The sequence below is a fragment of the Candidatus Methylacidiphilales bacterium genome, assembly GCA_028713655.1.
GTDB lineage: Bacteria > Verrucomicrobiota > Verrucomicrobiia > Methylacidiphilales > JAAUTS01 > JAQTNW01.
Genome location: JAQTNW010000004.1, coordinates 12,146 through 34,861, shown reverse-complemented (window position 1 = coordinate 34,861; position 22,716 = coordinate 12,146). Strand labels below are relative to the sequence as shown.

The 22,716-nt window shown below is 55.7% G+C and carries 20 protein-coding genes, 2 tRNA genes and 1 pseudogene; 9 read left to right on the top strand and 14 right to left on the bottom strand.

Annotation, left to right across the window (positions count from 1 at the left end):
* Positions 1–8: 8 nt before the first annotated feature.
* Positions 9–908, bottom strand: coding sequence for a Flp pilus assembly protein CpaB (cpaB, locus tag PHD76_02205; protein ID MDD5260636.1), 900 nt, complete (start codon positions 906–908; stop codon positions 9–11).
* A gap of 290 nt (positions 909–1,198) precedes the next feature.
* On the opposite strand from cpaB, the gene PHD76_02200 reads away from it, so the two are divergent.
* Positions 1,199–2,413: a C39 family peptidase gene (locus PHD76_02200; GenBank protein MDD5260635.1), complete on the top strand. Its 1,215-nt coding sequence runs from the start codon at positions 1,199–1,201 to the stop codon at positions 2,411–2,413.
* Between the two features lie 69 nt (positions 2,414–2,482).
* On the opposite strand, the gene PHD76_02195 is transcribed toward PHD76_02200, so the two are convergent.
* Positions 2,483–3,367 carry a hypothetical protein gene (locus tag PHD76_02195; protein MDD5260634.1) on the bottom strand — a complete coding sequence of 295 codons (885 nt, stop codon included), beginning with the start codon at positions 3,365–3,367 and terminating at the stop codon, positions 2,483–2,485.
* Between the two features lie 352 nt (positions 3,368–3,719).
* On the opposite strand from PHD76_02195, the gene PHD76_02190 reads away from it, so the two are divergent.
* The 3 genes from PHD76_02190 (at position 3,720) to PHD76_02180 (ending at position 6,404) form a co-directional block, all read left to right on the top strand.
* Positions 3,720–4,478, top strand: coding sequence for an amino acid ABC transporter permease (locus tag PHD76_02190; GenBank protein MDD5260633.1), 759 nt, complete (start codon positions 3,720–3,722; stop codon positions 4,476–4,478).
* Positions 4,468–5,199: an amino acid ABC transporter ATP-binding protein gene (locus PHD76_02185; GenBank protein ID MDD5260632.1), complete on the top strand. Its 732-nt coding sequence runs from the start codon at positions 4,468–4,470 to the stop codon at positions 5,197–5,199. Before PHD76_02190 ends, PHD76_02185 begins: the two co-directional genes overlap by 11 nt.
* A 191-nt stretch (positions 5,200–5,390) precedes the next feature.
* Positions 5,391–6,404 (top strand): endonuclease/exonuclease/phosphatase family protein, encoded by a 1,014-nt coding sequence (locus tag PHD76_02180; GenBank protein MDD5260631.1) that lies wholly within the window; start codon positions 5,391–5,393, stop codon positions 6,402–6,404.
* 10 nt (positions 6,405–6,414) lie between these two features.
* Here the strand turns inward: PHD76_02180 and PHD76_02175 are convergent, their stop codons facing one another.
* On the bottom strand, positions 6,415–7,212 hold the full coding sequence (locus PHD76_02175; protein MDD5260630.1) for a phosphatase PAP2 family protein: 798 nt from the start codon (positions 7,210–7,212) through the stop codon (positions 6,415–6,417).
* Between the two features lie 64 nt (positions 7,213–7,276).
* Positions 7,277–7,624 (bottom strand): hypothetical protein, encoded by a 348-nt coding sequence (locus PHD76_02170; protein MDD5260629.1) that lies wholly within the window; start codon positions 7,622–7,624, stop codon positions 7,277–7,279.
* Positions 7,625–7,628: 4 nt separating this feature from the next.
* Here PHD76_02170 and PHD76_02165 point away from each other — a divergent pair.
* Positions 7,629–7,865: pseudogene (locus PHD76_02165) on the top strand (transposase).
* Positions 7,866–7,993: 128 nt separating this feature from the next.
* Here PHD76_02165 and PHD76_02160 read toward each other — a convergent pair.
* The 5 genes from PHD76_02160 to PHD76_02140 all read right to left on the bottom strand — a co-directional run bounded on the left by PHD76_02160 (position 7,994) and on the right by PHD76_02140 (position 11,587).
* Positions 7,994–8,152 carry a hypothetical protein gene (locus tag PHD76_02160; GenBank protein MDD5260628.1) on the bottom strand — a complete coding sequence of 53 codons (159 nt, stop codon included), beginning with the start codon at positions 8,150–8,152 and terminating at the stop codon, positions 7,994–7,996.
* A gap of 93 nt (positions 8,153–8,245) precedes the next feature.
* Positions 8,246–8,329 (bottom strand) — tRNA-Leu (locus PHD76_02155).
* Between the two features lie 182 nt (positions 8,330–8,511).
* The gene (locus PHD76_02150) at positions 8,512–9,165 is read right to left on the bottom strand and encodes an exopolysaccharide biosynthesis protein (protein MDD5260627.1); all 654 of its coding nucleotides are present in this window, start codon (positions 9,163–9,165) and stop codon (positions 8,512–8,514) included.
* 41 nt (positions 9,166–9,206) lie between these two features.
* Positions 9,207–9,539 carry a hypothetical protein gene (locus PHD76_02145; protein MDD5260626.1) on the bottom strand — a complete coding sequence of 111 codons (333 nt, stop codon included), beginning with the start codon at positions 9,537–9,539 and terminating at the stop codon, positions 9,207–9,209.
* A 41-nt stretch (positions 9,540–9,580) separates the two neighbouring features.
* Positions 9,581–11,587, bottom strand: coding sequence for a UvrD-helicase domain-containing protein (locus PHD76_02140; protein ID MDD5260625.1), 2,007 nt, complete (start codon positions 11,585–11,587; stop codon positions 9,581–9,583).
* A 63-nt stretch (positions 11,588–11,650) separates the two neighbouring features.
* On the opposite strand from PHD76_02140, the gene aat reads away from it, so the two are divergent.
* Positions 11,651–12,319 (top strand): leucyl/phenylalanyl-tRNA--protein transferase, encoded by a 669-nt coding sequence (gene aat / locus PHD76_02135; protein MDD5260624.1) that lies wholly within the window; start codon positions 11,651–11,653, stop codon positions 12,317–12,319.
* Between the two features lie 100 nt (positions 12,320–12,419).
* On the opposite strand, the gene PHD76_02130 is transcribed toward aat, so the two are convergent.
* Entirely contained in the window at positions 12,420–13,262 is an 843-nt protein-coding gene (locus PHD76_02130; GenBank protein MDD5260623.1) for a hypothetical protein, read from the bottom strand.
* Positions 13,263–13,458: 196 nt separating this feature from the next.
* On the opposite strand from PHD76_02130, the gene PHD76_02125 reads away from it, so the two are divergent.
* The 3 genes from PHD76_02125 to PHD76_02115 all read left to right on the top strand — a co-directional run bounded on the left by PHD76_02125 (position 13,459) and on the right by PHD76_02115 (position 16,774).
* Positions 13,459–14,781 (top strand): hypothetical protein, encoded by a 1,323-nt coding sequence (locus tag PHD76_02125; protein MDD5260622.1) that lies wholly within the window; start codon positions 13,459–13,461, stop codon positions 14,779–14,781.
* A 54-nt stretch (positions 14,782–14,835) separates the two neighbouring features.
* A tRNA-Gly gene (locus PHD76_02120) sits at positions 14,836–14,911 on the top strand.
* A gap of 372 nt (positions 14,912–15,283) precedes the next feature.
* The gene (locus PHD76_02115) at positions 15,284–16,774 is read left to right on the top strand and encodes a glycoside hydrolase family 16 protein (protein ID MDD5260621.1); all 1,491 of its coding nucleotides are present in this window, start codon (positions 15,284–15,286) and stop codon (positions 16,772–16,774) included.
* 888 nt (positions 16,775–17,662) lie between these two features.
* On the opposite strand, the gene PHD76_02110 is transcribed toward PHD76_02115, so the two are convergent.
* The 4 genes from PHD76_02110 to PHD76_02095 form a co-directional block, all read right to left on the bottom strand.
* On the bottom strand, positions 17,663–18,871 hold the full coding sequence (locus tag PHD76_02110) for an argininosuccinate synthase (protein ID MDD5260620.1): 1,209 nt from the start codon (positions 18,869–18,871) through the stop codon (positions 17,663–17,665).
* Positions 18,872–18,918: 47 nt separating this feature from the next.
* The gene (gene dxs / locus PHD76_02105; protein ID MDD5260619.1) at positions 18,919–20,814 is read right to left on the bottom strand and encodes a 1-deoxy-D-xylulose-5-phosphate synthase; all 1,896 of its coding nucleotides are present in this window, start codon (positions 20,812–20,814) and stop codon (positions 18,919–18,921) included.
* A gap of 36 nt (positions 20,815–20,850) precedes the next feature.
* Complete coding sequence (gene xseB, locus PHD76_02100; protein MDD5260618.1) at positions 20,851–21,144, bottom strand: exodeoxyribonuclease VII small subunit; 294 nt, start codon at positions 21,142–21,144, stop codon at positions 20,851–20,853.
* Between the two features lie 333 nt (positions 21,145–21,477).
* Positions 21,478–22,701, bottom strand: coding sequence for an NADH-quinone oxidoreductase subunit H (locus PHD76_02095; GenBank protein ID MDD5260617.1), 1,224 nt, complete (start codon positions 22,699–22,701; stop codon positions 21,478–21,480).
* Positions 22,702–22,716: the final 15 nt, after the last annotated feature.

Below are 22,716 nucleotides of genomic sequence, written 5' to 3'. Positions count from 1 at the left end.
CCAATAGTTTATAAAACCCTCTTCCGTGGCTGCGGCGCGGGTTGAACCGGCGCCTCTTCGACTTTCTTGCGGGCTGATTCCCCTGAAAGGTTTGTAATCAAATCCTTGTACAAATCCGATGGCGGCGGGGTGATTGTTTCATCGTCAAAACGGCGCAACATCAGCATGAGATTGCTGGCCTGCCCCTCCGCCGTTAAAATCAACTCCGCTTCATGGGGGGTCACATCAAAAGTCGCTGTCGCCGTCCCTCTTGCCATGCGTTTATCCCCGGCAGGATTTTTCCCCTTGCCGACGCCCGGCCCCGTTCCGCTCGTTTCCTGTCCCGTACTACCGGCTTCATCGCCATAAATAATATCGAATATTTTGACCCGTTGGAGAAAGGTAACGGTCAGGTTCTTGTTGGCCGTGTCCCCTGGCTTTGCCATGCCATCCGGTATGGGAAACGTGCCGACCAAATCCACATAATCCCCGTTTTTGACCAGGTAACCATTGGCCTTGATATCATCCACGCGGATCGAAACCAGCCTGCGGCCCGGTTCAACTATCATCGACGCCCGCGGCAACTGGTTCGGGAGGGCCACTTTTTTGTCCAAAAGGATATCGCCCTTCGGAATAAGTTGCGCCGATAGTTTCCCATTCAGATCATCCATGGATTTTAAGGCGCCGGGAGGCGTGAATTTCTGCGGAAAATCAACCGTATCCACATCGAGCAATCCGATCGGCTTTCCCATAGGGATATCTTCCTTGGCGATCAAAACTTTTTGCATTTCCATCTGCTCCGGTTGCGGGGCAGGCGCTACATTTGCCTGGGCCTTGGCATTATCCAAAAGGGTCTTGAACAAATAAATACTCAGCCCAGCGAGAGCCAAGGCAAGAATAATTAAAAATGTTAAACCCTTTTTAGGCATATAGAATTTACACAGAAATTAGTAAAATCCTCGGATTACGTCAATTAGTTTATATCCTAAGGGCTTGGGCCTTCGTGAATAAGATCAATTTATCGTCCGCAAATCCATCTGCCAACTGCCTTATCTTCTCGCAAGAAGCTGCCGAGACGCAAAGTTTTACCCGCAAAACACACAAAATGGGAAAGGAAAAACGGTTTCCCATCCGTATTTATCTGTGTTATCTGTGGTTTAAGCCTCCATAGACTGATTAATCCATGCGACACATCCATTCATTCAAAGCATGCCAAGCCTTGGCTGTCCTTGTCTGGATACTGGCCGTTGCACCAGCCTTTAGCCAAGGCCTGAACGATACTTTCGGCCTCCCTCTCTGGAAAGACGAGTCACTGTGGGACGACACTGCCAGGGGCGCCGCTGAACGGCTCGGTCTGCGGGGCGTTTCAAATTCGGGAGGCGAATCATACCGGGCGGAATTCATGGGCCAAAGAACCGTGTTGGGCGCCAAACTCTACGCCATCGATCTCTATGGCAACAACGGAACAGTCCAACGCGTTGTCTTCGGCTTTTTAAACAAAGCGGATTTGCTGCAGCAACTGGGCTACTCCAGCACCTCACCCAAAGAAGTCATCGGCCCGTTTTTGATCGATTTCGACCGCAATCTGGGCAAGGAGCGGGATACCATACGGAGCAAGCTCATCCTGCGTCTGGGCCAGCCCATTGAGGCAGGCAAAGCCGAGATCTGGCAATGGGTCGGCCATCAATTGGTTTTGGAACGCAGCAGGGAAGCCCTGATCCTGACCATTCAAAAAGGCCAATATGCTCCCACAACGGCCGAGTCCGAGAAAGCGCACGAAATGGACCAGACGGTGATGAGCCCCGCCAGCTATGTAAAACGCACCGGGGAAGGGGATGTCTATATTGACGGCATTCCCCCGATCTCACAAGGCAACCGCGGCTTCTGCGTACCTGCCGCCTGGGAAAAATACCTGCGCCATTACGGCCTGACTTTCAACGTCTATGATTTGGCAGACGAGGGCAGGACAACCGCGTTTGGCAGCACATGGATACCGTTTGCCCGGGGCATCAGCAGCCGGCTTGAACCCTTGGGTTACAGCCTCGTGTATGAGAGATCAAAGCCTGACAACTTCACGCTGCTGAAAAAATACATCGACCAGGGCCTTCCGCTGCTCTGGTGCCTGGACGCCCAGTTGTTGCGCGAGTGGGTGGATCGCAACAACCAGCGCTCAACCCACCTCCCCGCCTCACCCCGCTACACTTCCAAGTCGCCTCAGATAGCCGGACATGGCATCCTCATCATCGGCTACAATGCCGGGTACAAGGAAATCGCCCTTTCCGATTCGACGGATCTGGGGCATGCCATCCCCCAAATCTGGGTTCCCGCGGATGAGATACGCCTCTGCGATCTCAACCAGGAATTGATCGCCATCCTGCCTCCCAACTCACACGTCACTCCCAGCACCGGCTTCCTCAAAGCCCGCGAGTTTTAAGCTCAACAATTGAACCACTGACTCCGACATCCGTCGCGAGCAGGTGGACGCGGATAAACACGGATTTCCCTATTGATACTCCCGGGGTGCGGAAGGCGGTTTCGCTTTGACGTGGATCGGCGCAGCAACCACGGCCCAATCTCGGGCAATTTTCTCATTCACAAACCAGGCATGCTGCGGTTCCTGTCCCCGGGGAATCTGCCGCGCGGACAAAACCGCGCGCGTTTGAAGTTGTCCGCCCCAGCCCAGGATCTCCGTCACATTTTCCAGGGCCGAAAGCGGACTGAGTGGATTCAGGCGCGCCGTCAAAACCGCCGATATATATTTCCGGTCAAATTCAGTTGCTGCGCCGCCTTCCGAGCTCTCCGCATACCGCACAAAGGACCAAAGCGCGCCTCTTTCGCGATTTTTGCCGAAAAAATCCAGGTTTTTTTGCACTCGCTCATCGCTCTCCGCTCCGTCCACAGCAAACAAACCCGGCACACGCTGCCCGCCACCTGTCGGAAATGAAGTGAAATACAGCCCATTCGAACAGGCGAACCCGGCAACCCGTTGCGGCTGGTATTGGGTAAAACTATAGGCAAACTGCCCGCCACTGGAGCTGCCTCGAAGAAAAATCCGGGCCAGCAGCAAATCACGACCCTGGGGCTTTCGAGAAAAATCTTCAATGGCCCGGATAAGTGTCAGGCCGCTGCCTCGTTCCGCCTGGCTGTAATCCCTCACGGCATCGCCTTCAAAAAAGACGCCGACCAGAGCCAGACTCTCTTTGGCGGCAAAGTCCTGCCATTGCGGTTCCTCCACGGCCGGTCGGCCGTCTGCATTCTGGCCCGGCAGCAACACCAAAATCGCCCGGAGCGACTTAAGCCCGGGCGGTATCCAACAACGGAATTTGGCGGTTTGGTAGGCGCGGTCCGGGGGTGCCTCATAATCCCAGGCTTGCTGCTGCTCGGCCATGCAAGGGCCCTGCCACAACAGACACGCCATACTGAATACAAGACTGGGAATAAAGCGGTTCAACTGTTTTAAGATAACAGACAACAGGACCGCCTTCAAGCTGCGTTACTGGCCTAACCCGGATGTTTCACACGCTTCTGAAAACCCGGCAAAGTGTCCTGCTCCAAAGTGTTGCAAGAACAGGGGTGCAGCGACATCCGGGTTACATAGCCTGCATATCCCCAGCACGCATCTTTCCACTGTTATGTGCCGGCGCAAGCAGGTTGACCATTGAAATGAGTATGAAATATGCAGGCTAAATATTGGTTTTATAGAACCTGCGAATGGGTAATAATACGGAGCAAGGAAACCGATGAACCCGAAAGTCCAATCTACCATGCGCCATATTTTCAGTTTTGCGCTGGCAATTGGCGCCATCATACTGATATTCGACTGGGCTTTCCGGCGTCTCGACCATTCCTGGAATTGGGCCGCAATCCTGCCCTACTGGCCCAAGTTCGTCCAAGGCTGGCTGGTCACCCTTGCCGTTTCCTCCGCCGCGCTCGTCCTGAGCCTGCTTCTCGGCCTTGCCTCCGCTCTCGCCCGGCGACAACCCTTCCTGCCCCTCCGTTATCTCAGCCTGATTTATACCGAAGTCGTACGTGGCACACCGCTGTTGGTGCAAATTTTGATCCTCTTTTACGTTGTAGCCGACGCTCTGGGCCTGGAAAACCGCTACGTCGCCGGCGTGCTCATCCTCGCCTTCTTCAGCGGCGCTTATCTTTCCGAAATCATCCGCTCCGGCATCGAAAGCGTGGGCGCTTCTCAAATCGAATCCGCCCGGGCCATCGGCCTGGCTCCCTGGCAAATTTATCGTTATGTCATTTATCCCCAGGCGCTCCGGCAAAGCCTGCCCGCCATGGCCGGACAATTCGTTTCGCTCATCAAGGATTCCTCGCTGCTCTCCATCATCTCCATCAGCGAATTCACGCTCAACGCCCAGGAGGTGAATTCCTTCACCTACAGCACACTCGAATCCTACCTGCCGCTGGCAGCCGGCTACTTGCTGCTCACCCTTCCCGTCACTTGGTGGACGCGCTCGCTCGAAAGGAGCTTCCATTATGAAACTTGAGCTTCGCGGCCTGCGCAAATCCTTCGGCATGCACCGCGCACTCTCCGGCGTTACATTCCGTTGCGAGTCCTGCCAGTCTCTGGCGCTTATAGGGCCTTCGGGAGGCGGTAAATCCACGCTGCTGCGCCTCATCGCCGGACTGCTCCCGCCCGACAGCGGCTCGATCGTGCTTAACGAACAGAGTCTGGCCCATCAGGAACCCGAGCTGCGGCGGTATCGAAAAAGCCTCGGGATCGTCTTCCAGGCGTATAATCTTTTCCCCCACCTGACTGCGCTTCAAAATATCATGCTTCCGCTCGAAAAAGTGCACCGTTACAGCCCGGAAGCAGCACGCGAGCGCGCACTTGCTTTGCTCGAAAAATTCCGCCTGGCCGATCATGCCAACAAAAAACCGGCTGAACTCTCCGGAGGACAGCGCCAGCGCGTCGCCATTGCCCGGGCCCTGGGAGCCGGACCCAAACTGCTTTTGTTTGATGAGCCCACCTCCGCGCTTGATCCGGAAATGTCGGCCGAAGTCCTTGCGGTGATTGAAACACTCAAGACCGAAGGCACCGACTTTATCCTCGTCACCCACCACATGGCCTTTGCGAGACGGGTGGCGGATCATGTTGTTTTTCTGACCGATGGCGCCGTGGGCGAATCCGGCCCGGCTTCGCGCCTGTTTCAGAGCGCCGAGACCCCGGCACTGCGCTCCTTTCTCCAGACCTACACGCTGTATTAGTGATCTCAATCCCTTCTATCAAGAGGGGCGGAAAGGTCGCCGCGGCGACCGCTTCGGGGTGTGTGGTTTTCTGGGCCGTGGCGATCCATCTTCGCCATCCCCCTGACAAGGGGGAAGAAAAGGGGGTTTTCTTTTGGATTATCGCATTCTATTATATTGGCAAGCCGCTCCGCCTCATCTAGCATTCTTCCATGCCTGCCACTCCGCTCCGCCTTCTACTTCCTGCATTTGGAATCTTCCTGGCCTGCCTCTCCTCCCCACTCCAGGCCGCGGAAACCTACAGCATCTGCTCCTGGAACGTGGAAAACTTTGGCGTCACCGACCGCATCATCGACGGCAACCGCGTGGAGATCGCCATGAAACCCGACAAGGAAATCGCCTCCATGATGGCGATTTTAAAACGCCTGCACCCCGACATCCTCGGCCTTTGCGAAATTCTCCAGGACCCCAAGGACCGCTACGTCAAACAAGTGCAGTCGGAATTGAAAAAAGCGGGTCTGGACTACCCTCACCTCAGCACCTGCAAAGGCGGCGACAGCCGCATCCAAAATGTATTGCTCTCGCGTTTCCCCATCTTGCGCGAGGAACCCGTCACGGATCAAACGTTCGACAGCACCCTCAAAGATCCCGTCACAAAACTAAAGACAAGGCAACCGCACAAAATGGAGCGCGGCATCATCAACTCCGTCATTGAAATCAAACCCGGCTATCAGGTGCGCGTCATGCTCGTGCATCTTAAATCCAAACGGGCCGACCCGGGGATTGTCAGCGACGAGGCGAAGGAATCAGGCGATGCCTTCGTGCGCCGCAACGAGGCCCTGATCGTGAAGGGCGCCATGAACCGGGTTCTCGACGCCGACCCCGAGGCCCGCCTCATCGTCATGGGCGATTTCAACGACACATCCCGAAGCCGCGCCGTCACGACCATCATCGGCTCAAAGGACGCCGCCAACCGCTGCTTCGACCTTTGGTTGAAAGACTGGCTGGGCGACTGGTGGACTCATTACCATTTTCCTGAAAAATCATACGAGCGGATCGATTACATGGTCGTCAGCAAACATTTGTTCGGCGAGTGGAACACCTCCAAGTCCTGCGTGTACCGGCAGAACCAGAATGATCCTCCCGAATACAGCACCTACGCGCCCAGCGACCACCGTCCGCTGCTTGCGGTGTTCAACCTTCCGGAGATCCCAAAGACTGACTAACACGTTTGCCCTATTTTGAAACCGCACCCGATTGCCCGGCATGGACGAGAAGTTCCTTTTGGAACTGCACTTTCGCGGCAGCGAGATCGTTTTGATAGGATTTCTTGTCCTTAAGCGCTGTGTAAATGGCCTGAGCGAGAACACGCCCGGCGGCAACGTCGCTTGGAAAATGAACGCCGAGGATCACGCGGTCATTGCCATACTGGACGCCACGGGCGATTAGCTTGTCTTTGAGCTCGGGCGCAAGGTCGGAAAGAACAAGCGCAAAAACCATGCCGTCAGTGGCATGGCCGCTGGGATAGGAAGCGCTGGTCGGCCCGGGAACTTCTCCGGGATCATCCGTCTGAAGCTTGATATCGGCGGGGTCCTGACGGAATGGGCGCGTACGATTCCAATTTTTCTTGGCCGGTCTAATGACACCTTCAGCGTCATCAAGGGCATTTTTGAGCAGCGCGACAGTGAGACTGATATTCGCGTTGTCGGCCTTGAACCAGGGACCAATGACATCCGAAAACGAGAACGGAGAAGGCATGTGGTCGGGCGTGCGAGCTTCGTCGCGTGCGCGCTGGACATCGGCTGCGGAAGCTTCCTTCTGCGTCTCGATGACCACGGAAAGCTCGAAATCCTTTTCAACCTTGGCCTGCGGATCCGTGACAGCGGCAATGGAAGGAAGAATTTTAGTGAAGTCGATCTCGGACGGAACGACGTAATGGGCCGGAGTCGCATCCTTCGCCCAGACAAAGGAAATCAAAGTGAGAAGGGCGAAAAAAACGGCAAGGCAGCGGGATTGGCTGGTGCTTGTAATCATCAGGCAAAGACTAAAGCAAGCCAGTTGACAGCGTCAATATGCAGATCGCGCCACGGGCGATAATTCACCTAAACGTCACACAAGGTGTCTGATTTTGAAGCTGCGTCAAACCGTACATCCAAGCGGAGAGAATGGCAATCAGAAACACAAGAAGCAAACCACCCATGATTCTGAGACCCAGCAAAAAATATTTTGCGGATAGAGCAATCAGCAGAAATAACAAGATTTTGGGAAAGAAAATGACGAGGCGGGACATGATTTGTGTTTTGGACATTTTGCCGCCATTCAAAATTTTATCACTTGTCATCGGGCTGTTGCCCGAATTCTGAATAAAAATTGAACGTTTAGCGAGAGGGAAGTGTCGCACTTGGATATGATGCCCGCTTAAAGCGCAATGCACCCGCAGTTCCAACCGGGTGATTCATCGGCACGCTCATCAAGAACTAATTGAGCAAATGGAGCGGGAGAGGCAAACAGAGGCTTACCGCTTGAGCATGCGTTGTCGCAAGCAGATCGAACACCTCTTTGGAGAAGCCAAGAAACAGATGGGATTGCGGCGCGCCCGGTTGCGAGGCAAAATAAATGTGTTGGAACAATGCCTGATGACAGCCACAGCCCAAAATATCAAGCGCTTGGTCAAGGCGCTGGAGCGGATGCCTGCAGCCGCAATAACTGCAGTTCAAAATCAAGCCCAACAGTCAGCCGACTTTTTTGCGCGGCAATTGAACCTTCTGTTTATCGAAATCAGTCGAGCAACCTTCAGATGCATTCCATGTGCAACCTAACACCCCTTTTTCAACAGCCTCTTGACATTGACAGTTCCGGTAAGGGAGCCATTTTGCCGATCAACCGCATAGCCGGGGACGCGCAGAGCCTTGACTGGTTGCGGCCCGTTGACATCCGCTTCGTCTTCCCGCACCTCGAAGAGGATCTCGCTCATGAAAGTAATTTACCGGATTGCCAATGGTGCGGCAAGCGCTCCGTTAGTGGGCGGTGGAGAAAAAAGCCGGCGGTGGGTACGCCTCAAAAGGCGTGCCGATGGAGGGGGTCGAACCCACACACTGTTGCCAGTACCAGATTTTGAGTCTGGCGCGTCTGCCAATTCCGCCACATCGGCCTTTTTATGCGATAGCGGGAAAGAGTATGCCCGCCTCCATGAGTGGGGCAAGGAAATTTGGCGAAGCCCCAAAACCAGACGCGTTGCGCGCGCTTAACCCGGATGTGGCGCGCCCCTGATTTTGCCCGGCCTTTTGACTGAACACTTCGCAGGAGTTTTCAGAAGGATGTGAAATATCCGGCTCAGTCCCCATATAAATGGCCCACAAACGCGCCCGCCGAGATTCCTCCCAGAAACAGGGCGGCAAAAAACAGGATCGTCACAGCGAAAGCAAGCGTTCCCGCAATGACAAAATAGCCGTCCTTCTCAATCATGGCGAACGCCAGCAAAATGACCGTCAGTGCCGGAGCCAGGTTGGTAAAGGGAATCGGCAGCGGCAGCAATAGGAGTGCTCCGGCAATCAGGATCATCAAGCCCATGCCATTTACCAGAAGCGGGAGCTTGAACACGGCGGCGCAGCGGGGCTTGAGCAGATACTCAAGTCTCACGATGAGTTTTTCCGCAGCCATCAATACACGCGGCAGTAATTTGGCAGGCAGTTGAATCTGCTGCATGCGCTGCGGGACCCAGGGCGCCTGGCCCAGCGCGAGGCGGAATCCAATCAGCGCGACCACAAGCCCAAACGGGGTCGAGAGGCCCGGAAGAGGGATCGGCGTGCAAAAAGGCAGACAAAGCAGTATAAGCAGAAACGAGTAGGAACGGTGCCGCATGAGTTCCATCACCTCGCCGAGCCGCACAGGCCGCTCGGCAAACTCGAGAAGCAGCATGGCAATGTCCTCGGAAAGCCTTCTCGGAACCGCTGACACAGGCAGCTTGCCATCCGTTGAGTCTTTCACGTCTTCAGGCTTCAATTGAAAGAGCGTGGCAGCGCGGCGTCTTACAGCAACTCCGAAATCAGCCGGCCCGAAATGGCGATTCTCAAGTCAGGCTGTTGGGTGACGTTTCCCGTCAAACTAAAGGAGCTGGCCGATGCAGTTCCCGAAAGAGTAAGGCCACAATGGTTCAAGGCTCCAAAAACCGAGTGCTGCTGCGGATCGAAGTTTTTAATCGTGATGGTGGCCGTGCCATTCGGAGGATTTTCCTTGTAGGTACCCAGATACACAAAGCCCGCATCACCGCCATGCACCTTTCCATTATCAATAACAACAATCCCGCTTCCAAAGTTTTCAAGACTGGACTGAAACGTGACCAGATAAATGCCCGATTTCATGGAGTTGCAGTGTATTCCATCTTAGGCCGATGACAATACGGCTATTCAGGATATTCACCGAGCCGCGCCCGCAACGCGCTCAACCGGTCCACCACCTGCTCCGCACCCGCCTGGGTCAGGGTGCTGGCCGCATCAATCGGCTCGATGATGTCCTCCGGCAGTTCGAGCAGAAAGCTCGAAGGATGCCGCGGTTCTTCCTGCCCGTAACGGCGCCTGCTGCCGCACTGGCTCAGCACCAGTCCCCGCATGGCGCGCGTCATGCCCACATAAAACAAACGCCGCTCCTCCTCCACATTGCCTTCCAGCTTGCTGCGGTCGTGCGGTAAAATCCCCTCCTCCAAGCCGACCAGATACACGCGGTTGAACTCCAGCCCTTTGGCCGAGTGCAGCGTCATCAAGGTCACGCCATAACCGTCCTTCTCCTCGTCCTTCTCATCCTTTTGGTCCAGGCGCAGCCCGTCGATAAAATCCTGCAGTGTGCCCCCGCGCTTTTGTTCATGCGAAGCCAGGGCCGACACCAGTTCCTGGACGTTTTCGCAACGGCTCGACGCCTCGTTGTTATCCTTGCTCGTGCGGCGGATCTCCTCGAAAAAGCGGATCTCTTCCAATAAATCCTTGAGTATCTTCGACCAGGTCGTTTCCTGCTTGAACCTCGCATGATAGCGATGCACAAGGCTCGAAAAATTTTCGAGTCCCGCGGACGCCCTTCCGCTTTTCTTCCGTTCCTCTTGAAGCTCCAGCCAGATGTGATGTTTCCGCTCCCGCGCCGAGCGTATCAATTCCTCGAGCGTTGTCTTTCCGATGCCGCGCGCCGGCTGGTTGATGATGCGCAACAGGCTGATGTCGTCGTTCGGGTTTAAAATCACCTGGAGATAGGCCAGCACGTCCTTGACTTCGCGACGCTCGTAAAAGCCCAGCCCGCCCACGATCCGATACGGGATGCGCAACCTGCGGAACTCATGCTCGAACACGCGGGAAAGGTGGTTCGCGCGGTAGAGCAACGCGAAACTTTCCCAGGAAAGATTCTGCTCGCGCCGCAAGCGCAGAATATCCGACACCACCCAGGCCGCCTCCTCCTGCTCGCCCGCGGCGGTCACCAGGCGGATTTTTTCGCCGGGCGGGCCGTCCGACCAGAGCAACTTCACATGGCGCCGCGCATTGTTCCGGATCACGCTGTTCGCAGCCTTCAATATGTTAGGAGTGCAACGGTAATTTTGCTCCAGCCGGACCACCGTCGCCTTCGGGAAAAACTGCTCGAATTCCAGAATGTGCGAGCTCTCGGCCCCGCGCCAACTGTAGATGCTTTGGTCGTCGTCGCCGACGACACACACATCGCGGGTCTCCGAAGCCAGCAGCCGGACGATTTCAAACTGGATGCGGTTGGTGTCCTGGTATTCATCCACCAACAGATAGCGGATGCGTCCGCGCACCTGGCTGCGGACTTCGGGGTGGTCGCGCAACAACTTGACCGCCAGGACGAGGAGATCGTCGAAATCCACGGCATTGCGCAGTTTGAGTTCGTCCTGGTACTTTCGAAAGATGGCGGGCGCCACGGAATCCCCCGCTTCCTCGGGAGCTTCATGCCCTTTGTTTTTTGCCAGGCTGATGAGGGCCTTTATTTTTTGCAAATCGACATCGCTGTTGTGCCCCGCGACACGTCCGATGATTTGTTTCAAGAGCGAGACCTGGTCGGATTCGTCGTAAATGGTGAAATTGCGGCTGTAATCCAACTTTTCAATAAATTCCCGGAGCAACTTCACACAAAAGGAATGGAAAGTTCCGGCGAAGAGCTGTTTCAAGGCCTCGGTATCATGCCGGCTCCGCACCAGCGCCATGAAGCGTTCCTTCATCTCGCGCGCGGCTTTGTTCGTAAAAGTTAGTGCCAGCACCTGCCTTGGATCCGCCCCCTGCTCGATCAGATAGGCCATGCGGTGCGTGATGACCCGCGTCTTGCCCGTGCCCGCGCCCGCCAGGACCAACACAGGCCCGTCAAGGGCCTGGACCGCCTCGCGTTGGGATGGATTTAAGCCTGATAAGAGCCGGGACACAGTCCGCAAAGTAGAGATCAACCCACAGTTGTCAAAGGCTCTGTCCCGTATTATTTTCAGGGAGTGAAATCAGGATTTTCTGTGCCCGTGCTCAAGCACGGCACGCCGCTACCCGACCCCCGCGGCGCCCGTCCTGACGGACTGGTGGCCATTGGCGGGGATCTCTCCGTTCCACGCCTGCTGGAGGCCTACCGGAACGGCATTTTTCCCTGGTCCGCAAACCCGGTGACATGGTGGTCACCCGATCCGCGCTGCATCATTCCCATCGATACATTCCACATCCACCGACGTTTGTCGCAGAAACTAAAACAACAAAAGTTCCGGATTACATTCGACCAGGTCTTTCATGCTGTGATGGAAGGTTGCGCCGCATCCGCGCCGGGCCGCGAGTCCAGTTGGATTGAGGGTGAAATGTTCAGCGCCTATGCGGAATTGCAACGCTGCGGCCATGCGCACAGCGTGGAATGCTGGCAGGGCGACACTCTCGCGGGAGGCCTCTACGGCGTGTGCCTGGGCGGATTTTTTGCCGGCGAATCCATGTTCCACCGCGTGACGGACGCCTCGAACATCGCCCTTGCCGCGTTGATGCAGCATTTGAAACAGCGGGGATTCAGTCTGTTTGACACGCAGGTCAGCACGCCGCACACCTTGCGTCTGGGTGCCATCGACATCCCGCGGGAGGAATACCTTCTGCTTCTGAAGCACGCCATCGAGCTGCCGATAAGGTTTTAAGTTTTTCGCGTCTTGGCGTGCGCCACAGGCGCATTGTTCGCACACGGGACGAATCCGTCCTCTGGCGGACGCCTCTGCGTTAAATTTTTAGCGTTGGAGATTAGCGCGGAAATTTCTCGCGTTGCGAAAGTTGATGGCTGGCCTTTTCCAGAATGATCCGTTCCTGCGGCGTGAGTGATGACAATCCCGAGCAGGAGATTTTTTCAAGGATTCCATCCACCGTCTCCTCCTGATGCCTGACCTTGTTCTCATAAGCCTCCCGGCGGCGAATGAAGCCACGTTCAGCGCGCTGCTGGCGCCAGCTTTCAAACCATTCCCAGAAACCGATCCCATTCCCCACGCCAACAAAGCGCAGGTAGAGATAAACGGTCGCAAGCGAAGCGCAGTACGGGATCAGGGCATAGCGGCTCTGGCCGGGCTGCGATAGAAACGCCAAAAGCACCAGGCCGAACACCGCAACCAAAGCCAGTGCCTCCCACTTGACTTTGATGCCAGGCAGAAGCATGACATTCGGATAAATGACGGCAAATCCGACGAAAATGGAAAACTGCCAGATGTACGGCAGGTGTACGCTCAGGTCATGGAGTTTCAATACATGCGCCGCCGCCAGGCAAACCAAAGGCGGAACCACCATCAAGGCCAGATACAAAACGGCAAAATGCAGGCGCCCGATAAACCGTTCCACATCCCGCCCAAACCAGCAGAACAAGGCAATTGAAACCAGAAACCAAATATGTTCCGTCGCAATATTATGATAGAAAATATCGGTGAACAAGGTCCAGTATTTGCCGCTCCAAAAACTGGAAGTGCTGAAGACTAATTCGGACCAGCACAGGTTTCCGTATCCCATTGCAATCCCCACGGTGCATAACAGCATGGTCAGCACATGCAGGACGGTGATGGAAACGGTGAGATCCACCGGGATGCCCCGAAAATACGTCATCGGCGCGTACGACCAATTCGAAGATGGCCAGTTCCGATACGACATGCTTCGAGCCTAATCCATCCCCCCCCCCGGCGGCAAGACGGGATTCATCTGCAACGCAGGGCACAATTAACACCGCCAAATACAACCTTGCGCTTGTCCACAATCCCGTCCTCATGGTATAAACTCGCTCAACTCCAACGAAAGCTCCACCATGCCAAATCCATCGCCATCCAGTGGGCAAACCCCTCCCCTTCCGGAAAAATCAGGAGGAAAAGAAATCGTACTCCGCCTCAATCCCATGCTTCTGCTGGGCACGTTCGGCGGAATTCTTGTCCTTGGATTCCTCCTGCTTGTCGCAGTCGTTACGATTTATTTTGGATACCGGACAATCAGCGGCAATCCCCAGTCCGCAGCTTCCGCATCCGCTCCATCCAAATATGTCGCAACCGAAGCCGATTACCAAAATTGGAAAAATAGCCTCCAATTGCTCGGCGCCCAAACACCGCCTGTTGAAACCGGCAAAACCAAAATCGGTTTCTGGGACCGGCTACTCCATCTCCCCGGCGACGGCCCGGCACGCAACCATCTGGAAAGCCGGATGGATCCAAACCTGTCCCTAACCAACCTCAAGCTTGTTTCCTATGACAAGAACGACAGCAGCTTTTCCATGTCCTACCTCGCGAGCTTCCGTAGCCGCGCCACCCTGTATCTGGTATCAATCATCGACGAACCGGCCCCGGCCAAGGCCGACGCCGCGGAGAAAAATCTGCGCAAGCTTCTGGTGCTTTCCGATGACCTGCCTCCAGGGAAATCTTATCAATCCATAAACACCATCTTGATCGCCACGGTTGACCAGCCGCTGCAATACCACTGGACGGCGCGGCGCATGGCCAAATCCGAGGGCAGTTGGCAGATTTTTGAAGCCGATCCCCTCCCCCTCGATCGCAATTATGCCTACGAAAGCCGGTTGCTGCAGGAAGCCGGGGGCGCGCCCGTCTATCTTTTGCGTTCCGAAACCGAGCGCCAGGCAGCCGCGACAAAGAGAAACAGCGCGTTGCAGTCCTTCAACGACCGCATGAATGCAATCAACCAACAGGTGGCCAATTTCCGGCAAAGCCGGATGGGCGACCTGCCTACGATCAACGCCGCACCTGTGGACCGCCATGGCGGTTCCGGCAGCGGCACACCCACCAGCGCGGGAATCGGAACCCTTGCGGGAGCCGGGCTTGGTGCCGGAATCGGGGCCGCAGCGGGCGGCGGCGATGGCGCGGCCATTGGCGCCGGAGCGGGAGCGGCGGCCGGTCTGTTGGGCGGTATTTTTGCCGGGCGCGAACACGAAAAGCGCGAGATCCAACGGGCCAATGCGGTTCGCAGCGAGCAAATGGCCGAGCGCAACCGGGTTCTCCGGGCCATTGATACTCAGGCTGAAAGTCTCCGGACCCAACTTTTGCAGCAGTACCAGCAGGAATTGCAGTCCCGGGCGGACCAGCAGATTGCCCTGCTCCGGCAAAAATCCGACGCTACAATCCGCTGAAATTTTTGCTTGTCTGGGCAGCCGGGTTTGGCAGTCTGACCCCCTGTTCTTATTGCGGGCGTAACTCAGTTGGTAGAGTGCAACCTTGCCAAGGTTGATGTCGCGAGTTCGAATCTCGTCGCCCGCTCCACCTTCGCTCCTTCGGAGCTAGGGTGGACACAGTCTCCTTCGGCCAAGCCTCCGCAACATCAATTGAGATTTTTCGCTTGGGATCTTGTTTGGTATTCCGCCTTCCCCGCAAAATCAAAAGCCATGGCGTTTGAAAAATATCTCAAGTCGGGTTCCGGCCATGCCTTCCGCAATAAACAACTGGCGGTGTGTTCACCAATGGGATAAATCGCTTCACTTCCTTTAGAGACGCTACTAATTCGTTAAAGCAAATCATTTCACCATAAAAATCTTTTTGTTCAGTCGCAATCACCTTGACCAAGCTAAAAAAGAATAGTAACGATTATTGTATTAGTCACCTTTTCATCCGAAACCCATAAAGGAATCACTCCCAATGACCCCCCATACAAGCAAACCAAGCCTGAATACCCTGTACCTGCTGGCCCTGACATTGATGCTGGCAACCGTGACAACGGACGTTCTGGCACAAAATGAAACACCCGTTACCCCAGCCCCCACTGCACCTGCCACGCCCGCCGTCACGGAACCTGTCACCGCCACGGCCCCCACCGCACCTGCAGCCACCACAGCCGCGGCACCCACCGTCACTCCCACAACCACTGCACCAGCAGCCCAAGCCAGTTCCAAGCCGGATCTGTCCGATTTTCTATCCACTTTTTATACCGAGGCCAGTGGAGCCAGCAAAGTAAAGACCTTTTGGTCCCCATCGATCTCAGTGAGTTCACCGGCTTATTGCTCGAATATCAAAGGAGATGTCACCGTCACCTTTACGGCGCGCAGGATGACCACCGTTCACGCACTCTGCTGGCAGCAGCCCACAACGGACAATCCCAGTCCATGGGGACACGACGTGGATTTGGCGCCCGACCTCAAACTTGAAGCAGACGGCAGCGGCAGCTTCGTTTTCCATGCGGACCAATTCCCCAACGGACCCATCAACCTGCGCATCTACGCCAAGGACGACGGCGACAGGCAGGATTACTGCGAGCTTCAACTCTTCAATGACGGTGGCGTCGTCTGGAACCAGGGCATTCCCAAGACAAACCCTGCGCCTGCCAACGGCATGAAGCTGGTCTTCTCCGATGACTTCGATGGCCCTCTCTCGATTGCCACTGACGACAAGGATACCACAGCCAAGTATTGGACCCATTGGGGCGGCGGCGACGGCAGCTCCTGGCCCTTTACCAACAACTCAGGCCCCAACAATCCTTTCAGCCAGGTCAAAGGCAAGATCAAGAATTATCTGCGGATTCACGCCTCCAAACCGCCGGGCACCCGCGGTTCCACAGGCAGTCTCACACCCACACATTTTAGCTCTACAGCACCCTGCTACTTGGAGTGCCGGTTCCTGGCACAAAACGCCACAGGCACCTGGCCCGCTTTTTGGGGCGGGTCCAAAAAGCCGGAAGATCTTGGGACAAACAAGGGGCCCTGCGATGAATTGGACGTGATAGAGGCGTACGGGACTAATTCCAAGAACGGTGGCATCTGGACCGGATACCACGCCACCACTCATTTTTGGGGCCAGCCAGCTCCGGCCTGGGTTACAAGCAAGACAATGAAGGGCCCCGACGGCAATCCGTATGACGCCCATAAGATGGTGGAGACCATGCAAACAGGTGGCAAATCCTCCTGGTCCACGACGTTCCACACGTATGGCTTATTGATCACACACGATTTCACCGTCTATTATTTGGACGACATCGAGGTACTGCGTCATCCCACGGGCGTGATCTCCGCGAACAATCCCTTCATCTTCATCATAAATCTGGCCATTGGCGGCAGTTGGCCTGCCAATCTTCTGCGCTACGGCAATCAAAGCGACATGTGGGTGGATTATGTCCGCGTTTATCAGGGCATGTAGCAAAGCTCTCCAACCTTACGGATTGGGGCATCTTATATGGAGTGCGGCGGCACGACGCCGCTTTTTATTACGGACGACATGTCGTCCGCTTCAAAAGCGCAGACATGTCTGCGCACTCCAAAGTCCGCAACGGCGGACGTAACAGCGCCAATTCTCTTGATCCAGTTTTATTGAAGCGCAAACTGCCCGCATGCAACGCCAACGGCAGCTTGTCCACAATCGAGTTGCATTTGCTGGAGTTATACCGCACGCGGCGCAATGAAAGCATTCCTATGCAAGATACGCATTCCTTGGATCATATCTATTGGTAGCGCGCTATTTGGTCTTACGATTCTCGCAATTTGCCTTCCACAGGGTCGCGAAATGCGCACCGAAGGTGTCTGCTTCAGTCTGGGCTACCTCGGATTCCCTTCGACGCTTCTGGGATCGCTTCTGTTTATGTGGTTCCCGATATCATGGGATCCGCACGATCTTATTCCGCCCATTGTTGTCACGGTATTTTATCTTGCCCAATGGCAGTTCATCGCCTGGTGCATGCACAAATGGATAAGTGGCCCCGCTGCTGCTGCGCACAGCAACTAACAAGAGGAATTTCGGGAGCAACTCTGAATAACCAACGGACTGCAGGAAACTCTCAAATGAGATTGGGGGTCAACTCTCAATAATCAACGGGCTACGGAAAAAATCATCTGCAGGAATCTGCGTTATCTGCGGTTAAACCTGTGTTAGTGCGCCCCTTCAGGGCTTGGGACGCTTTATATGTCGAAGTTCCTGGGGCAATGCCCCAGGCTGGTATAAATCCGCGCCGTTGGCGCTCAATGCTTGCCTACATCCGTGTCATCCGCGGTTCAATTCCGGTTTTTTCTCTGCGTCTTGCGTTAAAACTCTTCAGCCTTTTTTGCCTTTACCGCCCGAACGACGGGCCCAGGAACGCAGGCGCAGCCCGTTCAAATTGATAAACCCGGTTGCGTCGCCCTGATTGTAAGCGCCCTGGTCCGCTTCCATTGTCGCAATCTGCGGATTGTACAGCGACTGCGGGCTCTTGCGTCCGGCCGTGATGATGTTTCCCTTGTATAGCTTCAGCCGCACCGTGCCGCAAACGTGTTCCTGGCTCTGATCAATCGCCGCCTGCAAAAACTCGCGCTCGGGAGCAAACCAGAACCCGTAATAGACCAGCTCGGAATACTTCGGAATCAAGCCGTCGCGCAAATGCATGACTTCGCGGTCCATGGTCAGGGTCTCGATCTGCCGATGGCCGAAATGCAGGATGGAACCGCCGGGGGTTTCGTAAACACCGCGGGATTTCATTCCGACGAAACGGTTTTCCACCAGATCCACCCGCCCGATGCCATGCTTGCCGCCCAGCTTGTTCAGGGTGCGGAGTACATTGGCCGGAGTCATGCGCTTGCCGTTGACGGCGACGCAGTCCCCTTTTTCAAACTCAAGCTCGACATACTCGGGCTTGTTAGGCGCCTTTTCGGGCGAAACCGAAAGCTTGAACATATCGGCGGGCGGCTCGTTCCAGGGATCTTCCAGAATCCCGCTTTCAAAACTGATGTGCAGCAGGTTGCGGTCCATGGAATAGGGTTTCTTCACCGACACCGGCACTTCGATGCCATGCTTTTTCGCGTAATTGATCAGGTCCGTCCGGCCCTTGAAATTCCAGGTCCGCCAGGGCGCGATGATTTTCAACTCGGGCGCCAGCGCCGCAAAGGTCAGCTCAAAGCGCACCTGGTCGTTCCCCTTGCCCGTGGCGCCGTGCGCAACCGCGTCCGCCTTTTCCTTGCGGGCGATTTCCACCTGCCGTTTGGCAATCAGCGGGCGCGCGATGCTCGTGCCCAGGAAATACTGGTTCTCATATAAAGCGCTGGCGCGAATCATCGGATAAATAAAATCCCGGGCAAATTCTTCCGTCAGGTCGTCAATGTAACACTTGGACGCCCCGGTCTTGATGGCCTTTTTGTCAAGGCCGTCCAACTCCTCCTCCTGCCCGATATCGGCGCAAAAGGCGATCACTTCGGCATTATAGGTTTCTTTCAACCAGGTCAGTAAAATGGAGGTATCCAAACCCCCGGAATAGGCAACTACGATCTTCATAATATTAAGAGACTGTCAAAAAATATCCGGCCAGGCTTGCGGGCCAATTACGCGACAGCCGCCGCTTTTTTCAGCGGTTTGATTTTTTTCAGCCAGGGTTCCGCTTTGCTCAACGCGGCCGCAACGCTCAGGCCGTAAGCCTCGCGCAAGCCGTCTTCCTTGCCGTGCGGGATGAACTCGTCGGGCCAGCCCACGCGCACCACCGGGACCGAGAGGCCCAGGTTGGAAACTTCCTCCAAGACCGCGCTGCCGAAACCGCCCGCCACGACATGGTCCTCCAGCGTGATGATCAAGCCGGCGGAACGCCCGAAAAATTCCAGCGTGCCGGTGTCAATCGGCTTTGCAAACCGGGCATTGATAATGGCGGCGGAATAACCCTTGGCTTCGAGTTGCGCGGCCAGTTCCTCGGCCATTTTCGACATCCGGCCATAAAACATAATCGCCACCTGCTGCCCATGCTTCACCACCTCGGCCTTGCCAATCGGTATCAATTGCGGCTGCTCCTTGATCTTCACCCCCGTGCCGGTCCCGCGCGGGTAACGAATCGCAATCGGGCCGGAATGTTGCGTGGCCGTGAACAGCATGTCGGCAAATTCGTCCTCGTCCTTCGGCGACATGTGAACCACGTTCGGCACACAGCGGAAATACGAAATATCAAAAATACCGTGATGGGTCGGACCGTCGTCGCCCGAAAGCCCGCCGCGGTCCATGCAGAATATAACAGGCAGGTTCTGCAGGCAGACATCATGGATGACCATGTCATAGGCGCGCTGGAGGAAGGTTGAGTAAATGGCGCAGACCGGCTTGAAACCCTTGGTCGCCATGCCCGCGGCAAACAGAACCGCATGTTCCTCCGCGATGCCCACATCAAAATAACGGTCCGGAAATTTCGGCTGGAACCGGTCCAGCGCAGTACCGTTCGGCATGCCGGCTGTGATGGCCAGCAGCTTCTGGTTGGTTTCCGCCAGCTTCGCCAGCGTATCGGCAAAGACCTGGGAAAACGTCGGCAGTCCGCCGGATTTTGTTTCACCCGTCTCCGGATCAAAGGCAGGGGTGCCGTGAAAGGCCTTCTGCTTTTGCATGGCCGGCTCAAAGCCCCTGCCCTTTTGCGTAAGCACATGCACGATCACAGGGGTTTCCTGCACTTTGAGAAATTCAAAGGTGTTGATCAGCGTCGGGATGTCGTGCCCGTCAATCGGTCCATAATAGATCAGGCCCAATTCCTCAAAAATAACGCTGGGCAGCAAAAAGCCCTTCATCGCTTCCTCCGCCCTCCGCGCAATCTTCACCGCGCCCTTGCCGCCGATCATTTCAATAAACCGGGCGGCCTTGTCATGCAGATGCGAGTAGTTGTCGTTGGTGACGATTTTGTTCAGATAATGCGCAATCGCGCCCACATTCTTGTCAATCGACCACTCGTTGTCGTTCAACACCACGATCATCCGTTTGGTTGTGGTGGCGATATTGTTGAGGGCTTCAAACGAAACGCCGCAGGTAAAGGCCGCATCCCCGGCCAGGGCCACCACATGCTCATCGCCTCCGCGCATGTCGCGCGCCTTGGCCATGCCCAACGCAGCGGACAAGGCGGTGCCGGCATGGCCCGCTCCAAAACAGTCATGCTCGCTTTCGGTCCGCAGCATGAACCCGTTCAATCCCTCCGGCTGACGGACGGTATGGAACCTGGAACGGCGGCCGGTCAGCAGCTTGTGAACGTAGGCCTGGTGGCTGACATCAAAAACGAAGTGGTCCTTCGGCGTTTCAAAAACACGATGCATGGCGATGGTCAATTCCACCACGCCCAGATTGGGGCCCAGATGCCCGCCGTTCTTGCTCAGAACCGTGATCAGTTCCTCGCGAATTTCCTCCGCCAGTATCGGAAGATCCTCGAGCGGAAGTTTCTTCACATCTGCCGGGCTTTCAATCGTGTCCAAAATACGCGCCATAATGTTCCTCGTGTCTCTCTATTCCACCTGTTTAATTTAAAAAAGGGACGTTTCAGAAGGACCGTCTCCACGTGAATCGCCCTGTTGCGATTCCGCGCTTTCCAGTTCCCCGCGCTGTAGTTTCCCGGCTTTGTCCCGGGTCAACAGCTCGATTTTCTTTTCAGACGCCTCCAATTTTTCCTCGCAAAAACCGAGAAGCTTCATGCCTTCCTCGTATTTGTCGATAATTTTATCCAGAGGCAGTTCCGCAGACTCCATCTGCGCAACAATTTCCTCCAGCCGTCCAAGCGCGGATTCAAAGGTCAACATATCTTTGGCCGCCTTGGACATAGACGTATATGAAAATAGGAATCCGCCAGCCCGTCGAGCCTTAAATTTCACCCTCCCGCGGCGGAAGAGGAGTCTGTCAAAGCCGGACTTCTCGCAATGACGCGGGTGCATGGGGCGTATCCGCCTCCGCGCAGGCTTCGGCGTGAAACCCTGGGCTGAAGGACGAAACGCCGTTGGCGTTTTGATCCGCACTTTCAGCGCGGTCCACTGAAAACACAAACCCCCTTGTCTTCCCCCTTATCAGGGGGATAGTTCAAGCTGAGTTTTAAGCCTTTCTTTGCGTGCGCCGCAGGCGCATTCCGGCTTTGCGTTAAAATCCGTTTTGCTTCGCACTTATCTCAACTGGAACCAGGCGACGATGCCGGCGGTGACGAGCACGTTGGCCAGCGCGACGGGGATGAAGAATTTCCAACCCAAACCCATGAGCTGGTCGTAACGGAAGCGCGGAAGCGTCCAGCGCACCCAGATGAAGAAAAAGATGAAGAAAAACATTTTACCCAGGAACACCAAAATATGCACCGGAGTAAACCACCACGGCGCGACAGAAACGTCGTAGAGCCAGGGATGGAACGGCAGGGTCCAGCCACCAAAGAACAAAGTCACCATGATCGCGGAAGTCACCAACATGGCGGCGTATTCTCCGAGGAAAAAGAGGGCGAACTTGAACGCGCCATATTCGGTGTGATACCCACCGACGAGTTCAGTCTCGCATTCCGCCAGGTCGAAAGGCAGGCGGTTGGTTTCGGCAAACGCAGCAATCAGGAAAATAATAAAGGAGAGCGCCAGGAACGGCCAGAGTACGAGACTCTCAGTCTCAGCGCCCCAATGGCTTCTCGGTGCAAACACCGCGAGCGCCAGCCAGCCGTGTTGCGCCTGGTATTCCACGATCTTGCCCAGGTTCAACTGGCCTATCACCAGGAAGATCGGGACCACGGCCAGGCCCATTGAAATCTCATAGGAAATCATCTGCGCGGAAGAGCGGATGCCGCCCAGGAACGAATACTTGGAATTGGACGACCAGCCCGCAAGCACGATGCCGTACACGCTGATGGAGACAATTGCAAAGACAAAAAGAATCCCAACATTGAGGTCGGCGATCACCGCGGGAATGGCAAATGCGTTCAGAGTCGCCGCATCCAAGGGCAGCTTGAATGAAACGGCCACCCAGGCCGCCAGCGGACGGAGATCGATGATGCTGCCAAAGGGAACGACGGCGACGGTCATCAGGGCCGGAACCATGGCCAGCACGGGCGCCAGGAAGAAATACGGCTTGTTGACATGGCCGGGCGTGATTTCCTCTTTGAGGATGAATTTTAAGCCGTCCACGATGGGCTGGCCCAAACCCCACAGGCGCCAGTTGGGTACCGTGAATTTTCCGATTCGCACGCCGCCGAGCAGCATGCCGACGCGGTTGGGCCCGATCCGGTCCTGGAACCAGGCGCTGAAGCGGCGTTCGGCCACCACGCTGTAGGCCACCATGCCCAGCATGATCCCGACCACCACGGCGCATTTAAGCGCCGAGGCCAGAATAAAAACAAGTGTAGGTCCGTCTATCATAAATCAGTTCCCCTC

Coding starts and splice junctions, on each gene's coding strand:
- cpaB (MDD5260636.1), bottom strand. CDS start 908: ATGCCTAAAAAGGGTTTAACATTTTTAATTATTCTTGCCTTGGCTCTC.
- PHD76_02195 (MDD5260634.1), bottom strand. CDS start 3,367: ATGGCCGAGCAGCAGCAAGCCTGGGATTATGAGGCACCCCCGGACCGC.
- PHD76_02190 (MDD5260633.1), top strand. CDS start 3,720: ATGAACCCGAAAGTCCAATCTACCATGCGCCATATTTTCAGTTTTGCG.
- PHD76_02185 (MDD5260632.1), top strand. CDS start 4,468: ATGAAACTTGAGCTTCGCGGCCTGCGCAAATCCTTCGGCATGCACCGC.
- PHD76_02180 (MDD5260631.1), top strand. CDS start 5,391: ATGCCTGCCACTCCGCTCCGCCTTCTACTTCCTGCATTTGGAATCTTC.
- PHD76_02175 (MDD5260630.1), bottom strand. CDS start 7,212: ATGATTACAAGCACCAGCCAATCCCGCTGCCTTGCCGTTTTTTTCGCC.
- PHD76_02160 (MDD5260628.1), bottom strand. CDS start 8,152: ATGAGCGAGATCCTCTTCGAGGTGCGGGAAGACGAAGCGGATGTCAAC.
- PHD76_02145 (MDD5260626.1), bottom strand. CDS start 9,539: ATGAAATCGGGCATTTATCTGGTCACGTTTCAGTCCAGTCTTGAAAAC.
- PHD76_02130 (MDD5260623.1), bottom strand. CDS start 13,262: ATGACGTATTTTCGGGGCATCCCGGTGGATCTCACCGTTTCCATCACC.
- PHD76_02125 (MDD5260622.1), top strand. CDS start 13,459: ATGCCAAATCCATCGCCATCCAGTGGGCAAACCCCTCCCCTTCCGGAA.
- PHD76_02115 (MDD5260621.1), top strand. CDS start 15,284: ATGACCCCCCATACAAGCAAACCAAGCCTGAATACCCTGTACCTGCTG.
- PHD76_02110 (MDD5260620.1), bottom strand. CDS start 18,871: ATGAAGATCGTAGTTGCCTATTCCGGGGGTTTGGATACCTCCATTTTA.
- dxs (MDD5260619.1), bottom strand. CDS start 20,814: ATGGCGCGTATTTTGGACACGATTGAAAGCCCGGCAGATGTGAAGAAA.
- xseB (MDD5260618.1), bottom strand. CDS start 21,144: ATGTCCAAGGCGGCCAAAGATATGTTGACCTTTGAATCCGCGCTTGGA.
- PHD76_02095 (MDD5260617.1), bottom strand. CDS start 22,701: ATGATAGACGGACCTACACTTGTTTTTATTCTGGCCTCGGCGCTTAAA.